12 protein-coding genes and 1 riboswitch are annotated in these 11608 nt (G+C 36.7%); of the genes, 7 read left to right on the top strand and 5 right to left on the bottom strand.

Annotation, left to right across the window (positions count from 1 at the left end; translation table 11 throughout):
* Positions 1–9: 9 nt before the first annotated feature.
* The gene (locus E4Z98_RS08355) at positions 10–705 is read right to left on the bottom strand and encodes a beta/alpha barrel domain-containing protein (protein ID WP_135254208.1); all 696 of its coding nucleotides are present in this window, start codon (positions 703–705) and stop codon (positions 10–12) included.
* Between the two features lie 113 nt (positions 706–818).
* Here E4Z98_RS08355 and E4Z98_RS08350 point away from each other — a divergent pair, with 113 nt between their 5' ends.
* From E4Z98_RS08350 to E4Z98_RS08320, 7 genes are all read left to right on the top strand, one after another.
* On the top strand, positions 819–1484 hold the full coding sequence (locus E4Z98_RS08350; protein WP_167790897.1) for a helix-hairpin-helix domain-containing protein: 666 nt from the start codon (positions 819–821) through the stop codon (positions 1482–1484).
* 24 nt (positions 1485–1508) lie between these two features.
* Positions 1509–1985 (top strand): ComE operon protein 2, encoded by a 477-nt coding sequence (locus E4Z98_RS08345; protein WP_135254210.1) that lies wholly within the window; start codon positions 1509–1511, stop codon positions 1983–1985.
* A 91-nt stretch (positions 1986–2076) separates the two neighbouring features.
* Positions 2077–4311 carry a DNA internalization-related competence protein ComEC/Rec2 gene (locus tag E4Z98_RS08340; RefSeq protein ID WP_168182781.1) on the top strand — a complete coding sequence of 745 codons (2235 nt, stop codon included), beginning with the start codon at positions 2077–2079 and terminating at the stop codon, positions 4309–4311.
* 60 nt (positions 4312–4371) lie between these two features.
* Positions 4372–6204 (top strand): DNA helicase RecQ, encoded by a 1833-nt coding sequence (recQ, locus tag E4Z98_RS08335; protein ID WP_135254212.1) that lies wholly within the window; start codon positions 4372–4374, stop codon positions 6202–6204.
* A gap of 99 nt (positions 6205–6303) precedes the next feature.
* The gene (holA, locus tag E4Z98_RS08330) at positions 6304–7326 is read left to right on the top strand and encodes a DNA polymerase III subunit delta (protein ID WP_135254213.1); all 1023 of its coding nucleotides are present in this window, start codon (positions 6304–6306) and stop codon (positions 7324–7326) included.
* Positions 7327–7381: 55 nt separating this feature from the next.
* Positions 7382–7469: riboswitch (TPP riboswitch) on the top strand.
* Between the two features lie 63 nt (positions 7470–7532).
* Positions 7533–8099: an energy-coupled thiamine transporter ThiT gene (gene thiT / locus E4Z98_RS08325; protein ID WP_135254214.1), complete on the top strand. Its 567-nt coding sequence runs from the start codon at positions 7533–7535 to the stop codon at positions 8097–8099.
* A 77-nt stretch (positions 8100–8176) separates the two neighbouring features.
* Positions 8177–8995, top strand: a complete 819-nt coding sequence (locus E4Z98_RS08320) for a ZIP family metal transporter (RefSeq protein ID WP_135254215.1) — start codon at positions 8177–8179, stop codon at positions 8993–8995.
* A 37-nt stretch (positions 8996–9032) separates the two neighbouring features.
* On the opposite strand, the gene E4Z98_RS08315 is transcribed toward E4Z98_RS08320, so the two are convergent.
* The 4 genes from E4Z98_RS08315 to rpsT form a co-directional block, all read right to left on the bottom strand.
* A complete protein-coding gene (locus E4Z98_RS08315; RefSeq protein ID WP_135254216.1) occupies positions 9033–9224 on the bottom strand; it encodes a hypothetical protein in 192 nt (63 codons plus the stop codon).
* A gap of 393 nt (positions 9225–9617) precedes the next feature.
* Positions 9618–10013 (bottom strand): DUF4809 family protein, encoded by a 396-nt coding sequence (locus E4Z98_RS08310; RefSeq protein ID WP_135254217.1) that lies wholly within the window; start codon positions 10011–10013, stop codon positions 9618–9620.
* A gap of 11 nt (positions 10014–10024) precedes the next feature.
* A complete protein-coding gene (locus E4Z98_RS08305; RefSeq protein WP_135254218.1) occupies positions 10025–10921 on the bottom strand; it encodes a polysaccharide deacetylase family protein in 897 nt (298 codons plus the stop codon).
* Positions 10922–11227: 306 nt separating this feature from the next.
* The gene (gene rpsT, locus E4Z98_RS08300) at positions 11228–11488 is read right to left on the bottom strand and encodes a 30S ribosomal protein S20 (protein ID WP_135254219.1); all 261 of its coding nucleotides are present in this window, start codon (positions 11486–11488) and stop codon (positions 11228–11230) included.
* Between the last annotated feature and the right edge of the window lie 120 nt (positions 11489–11608).

The following is an 11608-nucleotide window of genomic DNA, read 5'->3' as shown; positions in this document are numbered from 1 at the left end:
TTTCCTGCTTTATTTGTCGTTTACTTCGGCGGCTTCTTTTTCAATTAGACGGTATTTATCCATTTTTTTACTGAATAATTCACCATTTGAAGGTGGGGTGTAGGTGATAGCATTGGCTCCAGCTTCAATAGTTTTAAGAATGCCTTCTTCTGTCGGTCCACCAGTGGCAATAATAGGCACATTAGGGTAACGCTCACGTATGGTGCGTACAACATCTGCGGTATCTTTACCACCACTAACGTTAAGAATCATTGCACCAGCGTTTAATTTTTCTTCAATATCGGTGTAAATAGATGTCACTGTTGCGACAATAGGAATATCAATCGTTTCGTTAATGGCTTCAATGGTTTCACGAGGCGTCGGAGCATTAACAACTACACCGATTGCACCTTGGGATTCTGCAAACAAACTCATTTGAGCTGAACGGGGACCCTGTGTTGTGCCGCCTCCTACACCACAAAAAACAGGAATATCTGCTGCTTCGGTAATGCTTCGCGTAATAGTAGGATGAGGCGTAAACGGATAGACCGCTATTACTGCATCGGCATCTGTGTTACGAATAATCGCAATGTCTGTCGTATAAATAATCGATTTTATTTTTTTTCCAAAAATTTTTATCCCACTACATTGACGAATGACTTCTGGTAGCTTGATGATATCTTGGCGTAAAGGTGTCATGATTTCGGGTATTTCGTTTGGCTTCATAAGAGTCCCTCCTCGTAATATTAATCTAGGATAATTGTATCATAAATTCGATGGATGCCGGCGTGGAAACGTATTATCTTGCGTATTTTATTGTAGTAAAGGAGGGAGAAGGATTGGATAAGTGGCAGATGATAGATAAGCGTTGGTTAGTCGGTGGCGGGATATTAATAGTAACTACTATTTTGTTCGTTTGGTTTAGAAATCAAACAGCAGCATCAAATGACGTATTTTTAGAAAGTTCAGCAATTGAACGTATTGATTCCACAAGTGAAACAACAAGTGGAGCAGTTAATCAGCAAGAAATGAGGTCAGAAAGCCTAGTGGCATATGTAGATATCAAAGGGGCGGTCACTTCGCCAGGAATTTACCAAATCACGCCAAACATGCGAGTATCTGAGGTAATCTCATTAGCTGGCGGCTTTACAGAGAATGCGGACAGTCATCAAGTCAACTTAGCTCAACGGGTGACTGATCAAATGGTGGTGTATGTACCAGAACAAGGTGAAGAAACCCCTGCATTAGTTCAAGCTGAATCGCTAAACGAGCTAACGACTAATCAAGTAGGTGATGAGCCTTCTAATCAAGCAAAAGTCAATATCAACACCGCTACGTTAGAGGATCTTCAACGTTTAAATGGTGTCGGATTAGTGAAAGCACAAGCCATGCTTGATTATCGAGAAACGAATGGTGCGTTTCAGTCAATTGAGGAATTAAAAAATGTGAAAGGAGTCGGCGAAAAAACCTTTGATAGTTTGAAAGAATCGATTACAATTGATTAAAAGGTAATTGAGGAGGTAGTAGTAATGACGTTTGAAAGAATTCCTTGGAATCAATATTTCATGGCTCAAAGTGTATTGCTGGCAATGAGAAGTACGTGTACACGTTTAGCCGTTGGTGCAACAATTGTAAGAGATTCACGCGTGATTGCGGGAGGTTATAATGGATCAGTGAGTGGTGATGTTCATTGTATTGATGAAGGTTGCTATATCGTAGATAATCATTGCGTACGCACGATTCATGCAGAGATGAATGCCATCTTACAATGTGCAAAATTTGGGGTACCAACTGATGGTGCTGAAATTTATGTGACCCATTTTCCTTGTCTACAATGTACAAAGATGATTATTCAAGCAGGCATTAAAAAAATTCATTATTTAGAAAACTATCGCAATGACGAATATGCGTTGCAGTTATTAAAGCAAACACAAACAGAAGTTCATCAAGTAGAACTAGATAAAAAGTTTTTCGCTGAATTACAGTTTGGAGATGGAGAAGAATAGACAACAAAAGCTAGCGATACGTTACCATAATTATTTTAGACAAATTCATTCGTTACGGCAGTACGTATTTTTTCCGACAATGAGTGTCATAATGGCATACGCAGCTTGTTATTTTCAAGTAGTCATTGTTTGGGTATTATTAGGAATAATGATAACACGTGTTATAACGACGCGCCAACATAAGCTGATTATCAGTAGCTTGGTAGGCGTCGCATTTAGCGCGTGTTTTTTTGTATTGACTGACCATGAAGTTGAACAGTTGGTCGCTACGCCTCAAACATGGCAAACAGTGATTCAACCTGAAACATTAACGATTAAAGGGGACTATTTACAGTTTAATGGGAAAACACCTAGGCTACCTGGGGAAAGTCGTTATCGTTATCAACTGAAATCTAAAGAAGAAAAAGAAAAGTACCAACAGGTAACGCAACAGACAATCGTTCGTATAACAGGTGTGTTCAGTTTGCCTAAAGGACCACAAAATCTGAACGGTTTTGATACACGTCGTTATTTGTCTGAACAAGGAATTTATCGATTAGTAGATATCGATGAACTTCAGGTGATAGGTCTAAAGAAAAGTTGGTCACCGCTAGCTTTTTTTCGTCATATAAGAAGTCAGCTTCTTCATTATGTTGATCATACATTCGGCTATTATACTCGTTTGTATGTTAAAAGCTTATTGTTAGGATATAAAGGGGAAGAATTCAGTAATGAACGAGAAGCATTTGAAAAATTAGGCATTATGTACCTATTTAGTTTATCAGGCATGCATGTGTCTTTTTTTGCAGGTATGTGGAAGAAAATATTGAGACGTACGCCACTGGCTTTAGAGTGGATAGACCTACTAGAATTGGGTTATTTATTTGCATTATATGTCTTATTTGGCGAAAGTATTGCGGTACTTAGAGCCTTATTAGCCTATGTCATAGTCACGCGTAATCGCCATTATCGACTAGGTTTTTCCTCGTTAGATTGTTGGTCGTTAAGTTTATTGGTTAGTTTTTTGTTGAAACCTACAGCCGTCTTTTCAATAGGTGGTATTTATTCATTTTATCTAACGTTTGGTTTGATTTATTTACATTCAGCGATTAAACAATATTGGAAGAGTGGCTGGCGACAATCGTTAGCTATGAGTTTGGGACTAGCTTGTTTATCATTTCCTTTAAACAGTTATTTTTTTTATGAGAATCGCTTATTATCATTTTGTTTTAGTTTTTTCTTGTTGCCTATTATGTGTCAGGTAGTGTTACCGCTTATTGTCGCTACCTTGTTACTGCCGTTTGCTACGACATCTGTGGAGGGGATATTTCAAGGAATTCATTTACTCTTTAGAGGGTTAGGCAATTTGCCAATCTTACATATAGTGACAGGGAAAATCCCTCTAATGGTATTACTACTAAGTGTTGGTTGTCTAGTCCTATCCTTGATTTTATTAGCTACTAATTGGCGGAAGAGTTTGGCTTTAGTAGGGATAATGTTAGTGAGTTGTTGTAGCTATAAGTGGTTGAATTATCAAGGGATAGTGGCATTTGTCAATGTGGGTCAGGGCGATTGCCTAGTTATTCAAGAGCCCTTTCATGGGAAAGTAATGGTTATTGATGTAGGTGGGAGGATGGCTTTTGAAAAAGAAGAGTGGCAACAATCTACTACTGTTGCTGGTGTGCATTATACGTTACTACCGTTCTTAAAAAGTCGGGGAATCACACAAATTGATGCGTTATGTTGTACACATGCAGATGATGATCATGTGGGGGATTTAGTTGCTGTTGTAGAGGCGGTTAATGTTAGGCAACTTGTTTTTCCAAAAGGACTAGAAACAAATGCTTCATTTTATAAGAAGCTTCGGTCATGTCGACAGCCAATCGTGTGTAAAAAAGTATTAGACGGGGATGTATTTAAGGTAGGGAAGATGACGTATAAGGTACTGTCTCCTAAACAAGTGACAGATGGGGGTAATGATGATTCCTTGGTATTATATAGTAGTATCGGTGGTCAATCCTTTTTATTTACAGGAGATTTAGAAGCACCAGGGGAACAAGCATTGTTAAATCAATATCCTGACTTGACGGTTGATGTGTTAAAGGTGGGCCATCATGGAAGTAAAACATCAACAACTCTGCCATTTGTCAAACAACTTCAACCAGATTTAGCGATTATTTCATGTGGAGAAAACAATCGTTTTGGACATCCTCATCCAGATGTATTACAAACACTTTTAACGAATACCGTAGAGACACACCGTTTAGATCAAGAAGGAATGATTTATAGTAAATGGTCAGGACTGAGTGGTAAATTATCTAAGTTTAAGGGATTAGCGGTTAACTAGTCGTATTTATATTTAATTGAGGTATAATGGAGGAATGATAAAAAAGTAGAGGTGTACGGCATGAAGCAAGCAGAACAACTATTGGCAAATATTTATGGATATGAAACATTTAGACCGGGGCAATTAGAAGTGATTGAAGCTATTACAAAGCAGCAAGATGTTTTAGCCATCATGCCAACAGGTTCAGGAAAATCAATTTGCTATCAACTACCAGCATTAATGACAGAAGGTGTTTGTATAGTTGTTTCGCCATTGGTTTCTTTAATGAAGGATCAAGTCAGGGAACTACTTGCTGCAGGTATTCGTGGGGCCTATATTAATTCATCGCTAACGGACAATCAAATAAACAAAGCATTATTCAATATGAGTCAAGGTATGTACAAAATTGTCTATGTCGCACCGGAGCGTTTGATGACACCTAAATTTTTAGAAGCCGTCAAAGAAGTGACTATTAGTATGATCGCGGTCGATGAAGCACATTGTCTTTCTCAATGGGGGCATGATTTTCGTAGTAGTTACTTAGCTATCCCTGAATTCATTGAACTATTTGATAAACGACCGACCATTGCAGCGTTCACCGCAACGGCTAATATCAAAACGCAACACGATATTTTGGCGTATTTAGGTTTAAACCAACCTCTTGTGATTAAGAATAGTTACGATCGTCCGAATCTTTATTTTTCTGTAGAAGTTGTGGCTAATCGTCGTAAGTTTGTTGAGTATTATGTGCAACGTCATGAAGGAGAAAGCATCATTATTTATGCATCCACGAGAAAAGAAGTCGAAAGAGTCGCTGGTTTTTTATCAGATTTAGGGGTTAAAACGACCTACTATCATGCGGGATTAACAAGGGAAGAACGTACCCGTCATCAGGATGCTTTTATTTTTAGCGAAGTAGACGTAATTGTGGCCACTAATGCATTTGGTATGGGAATTAATAAGCCAGATGTTCGTCATGTGATCCATTATAATATGCCTAAAGATCTAGAAAGCTATTATCAAGAGGCTGGTCGTGGCGGACGAGATGGCGAACCGGCAACGTGTATTTTACTTTTTTCACGAGCAGATATCGTGATGAATCGTAAGATGTTGGTGTCAAGTTCTGATTTATATGAAACAAGTGATGAACAACGATTGTATAAAAATAAATCTTTGGATGCGATGATTCAATATGCGACGACGACCAGTTGTTTACGTCGTGTGATGTTAAATTATTTTAATGAAACATTAACTGAAGATTGCCAGCATTGCTTGAATTGCCAAACGGATTTCGATGAGAAAGATATTACTAAAGAAGCGGACGCAGTGTGCAGTTATATAGCAGAGTTGCAACAAGCTCACCGACTGGTTGGGAAAGAGCGTGTGATTCAGTCATTAATAACCGTTGATAATGAGACGTCACCGATTGCTTCTGATTGGTTAGGGAGTCTAGCGGATAATACAAAAACAGAGGTAACAGAGGTAATTGATTACTTATTAGATCATTCGTTTATCGAGATGGATATCTTGAATTACTATGTCTTAAGCGTGACAGATAAAGGGATGGATTGGCTGGGAAATGGTGCGACATTAAGGATGCCGTTGCGCAAAAAAACAGCGTATCAGTCTGCTAAAGTAAAGGCAGGGACAAAAGAGAGTCCGCCAACAGAGTTAGTCGTAACGAAGGATAATGAATCCTTATATAACGAGTTAATTTTGTTACGTAAAACGTTAGCCAAAGAACAACAACTACCAGCCTATGTGATTTTTAATAATAAAAGTTTAGTAGAAATGGCGACTTACCGTCCAAAATCAAAAGAAGCGTTTCTAGCGATTAAAGGCGTTGGAGAAGCAAAGTATGATTCTTATGGAGAAGTCTTTATGACACTTATTCGTGACTATCTACAGGAGTGAGCTTAGGGAGTTAAATCGTAAGATAACTACACGCCTCTAGTCAGTCTCTTAGTATGTTTATGTTATAATAATTGAAAAATAATAGTAAGGAAGATAATCATGACGTTACAACAAGAATTAACTAAAATAAGCAAAGGTCAGTTCGCACCTGTTTACTTGTTGGTCGGTTCAGAGCAATATTTAGCAGATTTATTTATGACGACATTAAAGCAGGCAGTGCTGACCGAAGTAGATGATGACATGAATTTTATCCGTTTTGATATGGAGCAGTTACCTCTATCACTTGCGATAGAAGAAGCCAATACCATTCCTTTTTTTGGTGATCAACGAGTGGTTCAATTAGACAATCCATATTTCTTAACAGGCGAACGTCACAAAGTAAGTATCGAGCATAATACGGATCTGTTGCTTGATTATATTCTTACCCCAATGGACTCGACTATTTTAGTGGTATGTGCGACGTATGATAAATTAGACAGTCGAAAAAAAATTGTTAAAGAACTAAAAAAACAAGCGACAGTTATATCGGTAGAGCCTTTGAAAGAACAGGAACTTCGACAATATGTTCGTCAAAGCGTCGAAGGACGTGATTATGAGATAACACCTGAAGCGTTAGATAGTTTAATATATCTGTGCCAAATGCAATTATCTCGCGTAATGTCAGAGTTGGATAAAATCATGTTGTTCTCTCTTGAGAGCAAAAAAATCACCAAGCCTATTGTTGAAAGCTTAGTCGCGAAATCGTTAGAGCAGAATATTTTTGAGATGGTTGATTATGTCATGAAAAAACAACCTGAAAAAAGTTTACGTTTGCATCAAGAATTATTGCTTCAAGGAGAAGATACTATCAAAATATCGGCGATTCTATTACAACATATTCGCTTATTAATTCAAGTGAAAATTATGTTAGGAATGGGCTATCAAAAGAGTAACATGGCGGATGTGTTAAAAGTTCATCCATATCGTGTGCAATTAGCCATGCAGCAAGTCCGTGCGTATGACTTGAAAGTATTAGGACAACTTTATGATACGCTAGCTGAAAATGACTGGCTAACAAAGACCGGACAAATGGATAAAGAATTGCTATTTGAGTTATTTATTTTGAGATACAGTGCCTCTTAAGTTGTTGACTTTTTCAGATGCTTGTATCATAATTAAGGTACATTTTAATAGAACGACCATCACAAAGGGGTGCCAACTGGCTGAGATCATACCCTTGAACCTGTAGTGTTAAGACACGCGTAGGAATTGTGATGGAGTATCAACGTGAACGTTATACTCCTCCTTTGTTGTATGGTATCGTCTATACAATTAAGGAGGATTTTTTTATGAAACAATCAGCAACATCATCAAGTAAGATCTTAATAGGTGTAGAAGGAGCAATTATTGCCGCTTTGGCAATGATATTATCCTTTATTCCAACCACCATTGGATCAAGTTTTACTATTTCGTTAGGAATGATTCCACTAACTATTTACTCTTTAAAACGTGGTCTCTTACCAGGGTTATTATCCGGATTAGTTTGGGGATTTCTTCATTTTGCAACTGGACAAATTACCTATTTATCAGTGAGTCAGGTGTTAATTGAATATATTATCGCCTTTCCAATGGCAGGCATGGCAGGTTTAGTGTCTAAACGATTTTTAGCTAGTAAGGAGACAAAAGATTCATTGAAATGGTTAGTAGCAGGTGTGTTTATTGGCACATTCGCAAGATTTTTCTGGCATTTTGTAGCAGGGGTTGTGTTCTGGGGGCAATATGCGCTTTGGGGGATGTCACCGATTCTATTTTCACTTGTGATGAATGGAGGAAGTGGACTAGCAACAGCGGTAGTCACTGCTATTATGCTTACTTGGTTATATAAGATGTCACCTCGTTTATTCTTTAACAACTAATGTTTAGTTAAAAACTATCCCTAAATTAAACGCTTATGATATGATTAAGTGGAGATGATGAGAAGGGGTGTGTCAGGATGACAGAATGGTTTGTTAATTTAGCACCATGGCAACAGGCGTTGGCTGGTACGGCATTTACTTATGGTATGACAGCGTTAGGTGCTGCGTTAGTGTTTTTCTTTAAAGAAATAAAAAAAGATGTGCTTAATTTGATGTTAGGTTTTGCTTCAGGTGTGATGATTGCGGCTAGTTTTTGGTCGTTACTTGATCCAGCGATTGAACGTGCGCGTGAAAATGGAGATATTCCTTGGTTAGTCGTGGGGATTGGCTTTATTTTAGGAGGCTTATTTTTATATTTAGCCGATAGAGTGATTCCTCATATGCACTTTGGTGATAATCAAGAACAAGAAGGAATGCCAAGTCATTTGAAGAGAACGGTATTGTTAGTTTTTTCGATTACGTTACATAACATACCGGAAGGGCTAGCTGTTGGGGTAGCGTTTGGTGCTGCGGCTTCAGCTGATAATCCTGCACAAGCTGTGTTAGGTGCGATGGCAGTTGCAATTGGAATTGGGATTCAAAACTTTCCTGAAGGAGCAGCAGTTTCAATCCCTCTTAGACAAGAAGGCTTGAGTCGTTGGAAATCATTTTTATACGGTCAAGCGTCAGGATTAGTAGAACCTATGGCTGGGATTGCCGGTGCGTTATTAGTTGCACATATGACATCGATATTACCGTATGCGTTGGCGTTTGCAGCAGGCGCGATGATTTATGTTGTGGTAGAAGAATTAATTCCTGAAGCACAACAAACGACAACTAAAGGCGCACATTATGGCGTATTTGGTGTTATGACAGGTTTTGTGATTATGATGATTTTAGATGTCGCATTAGGTTAGATGAACTGAAGATAAAAGTAAACCCCACACTAGTTGGCTAGTGTGGGTTTTTATAACGGCGCTGCATTCTCCAATTTTCTAATAGTTTGACGATGATGTAGATGATAACAAAGGGTAGTAAAATTTTTAAGGTAAACCCAATTAATTTACCGACCAATATTAAGCCAATTGATAGAGCGAATAGTAAGACAATTAGTCTTATAATACTATTAATTCCGTAACGATTCATTGAACGTCACTCCTTATATTGTTGTTTTATTACATTAATTATAACAAGCTATGATGGAATGATAATGGTGCTTAGGACTGATTTTTATCTCATCATTAAGTTGCTGGGGGAAACAGAAAAAAGAAACAGACATTAGCCCCTCCTGTTTTTGGGTTAATGTCTGTTTAGTTAGTGTTTTAAAGCCCAAAAAAGAGTAGACAGAGACGATGAAACTCTGCTACTCACTTATAGGGGAAACTCTTGAAGAAAGAAGATTAGAAGAAACAATCTAATTGTTTTCTAATCTTACTAATTATATTCTCATAATACTAAGATAAAATCAAGAAGAAAGTGTCTCTTTTTTCTTAAAAAAACCCATTTTTAGATAAAAGTCTAAAAAATGGGTAATTAATATTAAAAATCGATAGGATATAAATCAAATACCTCGACTAATACATGGTTAACATGTGCTAATAAGTCATTTTTTTCTTGGTAAAATTTTTTGATAGAATAGTTTGAACCGTTCAAATTGTGATAATGTAGATGAATAAAATCTTCAGTTTGTTTAATATTTGACTGATTAGAAGTGAATAAAATATAGTCATCTAGTACGTCATATTTCATTTCTTGCCGGAAGCCTTCTTTGATAGCAATGGTCATAATCAGAGCTTCGGGTGTTAATTCCCCTACCATAATAGTTTGATCACCAATTATTAATTTAGCTATTTCAGCTTTGAAAGGCACACATGCGTTACAACCGCCATCGGTCATTTCATAGTCAATGATTAGTTTTGCTTTTTTTGTTATCATAATCTCATCCCTTAATAAGTTTCTTCAATTAATTTTGCGAATTTATCAGTTGAAATATTCTCATTTATTTGGATACGATCTAATGTTAGGAGACCATCGCTTTTTGATGCAAGTCCCGCGTTAGTAGTTAATCCTATTGTGTATCCAACATCTTTTGCAAGAGCTAAGATCTCATCGTTGTAGTCATTATTGGGATAGGCAACGACAGTGGTGTCTTGATGAAGTAACTGATCCAATGTCTGTTTAGAATCCTTCAATTCTCTTGTTCTTGTTGTAACATCTAAATCAAGTAAACTATTGCCATTTAAGGTGCCACTTCCGATGGATATTTCACCATTAGTCATCATTTCTTGGATGTCGTATATATTTAAAAAAGCGATACTGCCAGATATATTGGGTAAATAATTAATCGTTGCCTGCATGTTAAGTTGTTGTAGTAACGGATAAACAAGTTTATATTGTGAATAATAGCCGTCATCAAATGTTAACCAGACAATTTTTTCAGCAGGTTTCTTATTTGAAGTGAAAACTTCCATCGCTTCTTGAGGAGTAAGAGTATAATAATTATTTTTTTCTAACCATTCAAGCTGTTGTTTGAAATAGTCGATGTGGAGACTGTTTTCCATTTCATGATTTTCTACATGAGAATAAGCAATGATGGGAAATTCAATTGGGTCTTCGCTTTTTATCCAAGAGGAGGTATCAGGTGTTTGTTTATTACGTTTGATAATTTCTGATTCATCAATTTTGTTAACATTTAATTGACTAGAGTCAACTAATACTTCATTTTTATGAAGTTGTGGGTGACTTTTTTGATTATGGTTATTTTTAGTTAGCATCGTAACTGATAAAATAATTAGTTCAATAAAAATAATTGCTAATAAAACAGTAATTATTTTTTTTCGCATGTAGCCATACCTCCAGAAAATCCTTTTTATTCATCCTAACATATAAAAAAATATTACTCAATTCGTTTATGTGAAAGAACGTTCAAGAAAAACAAATAAAATATTCTTAATACCTTTAACATTTTGTCACAAAAATGTACAACTAAGGATTAGTATATGAACACGCCAAACAACAACCCTAACAAAATATTTAATTATTTACTTATGTAGTAAATAATAACGATTCAATCCTCATCGAACGGCTAGGCATTTTTGTGAAAAAAAGCATAAAAAAAAGAGAAGACAATCTTCTCTTATCTTTAGTCATTAGTTAGCTTTAGTCATTTTCGCATGTAGACGAGCTTTATCACGACTAGCTTTGTTTTTGTGGATTAATCCTTTAGATGCAGCCATGTCGATAGCTTTGTTAGCTGCATTTTGTAATTCAGCTACGTTATCAGCACCAGCTTCTACAGCTTGATCAAAGTTTTTGATAGCAGTACGCATTGCGCTTTTTTGAGAAGCGTTTAAACCGTTAGATTTATTAGCAGTACGTACGCGTTTGATTGCAGATTCGATATTTGGCATGTATTTCACCTCCAATTATTCTAAGTTCTAATTGTACTGAAAACAGACACAATTCAACATTCTTCATTATACCTAATTAGTTTTCGATTTGCAATAATATTTTGCTGTATAAAGTGAATT

Source organism: Vagococcus xieshaowenii (assembly GCF_004792515.1).
In the GTDB taxonomy this organism is placed as follows: domain Bacteria; phylum Bacillota; class Bacilli; order Lactobacillales; family Vagococcaceae; genus Vagococcus_A; species Vagococcus_A xieshaowenii.
Note: the sequence above shows the minus strand (reverse complement) of the source record. Positions and strands in the feature narration are given on the sequence as shown.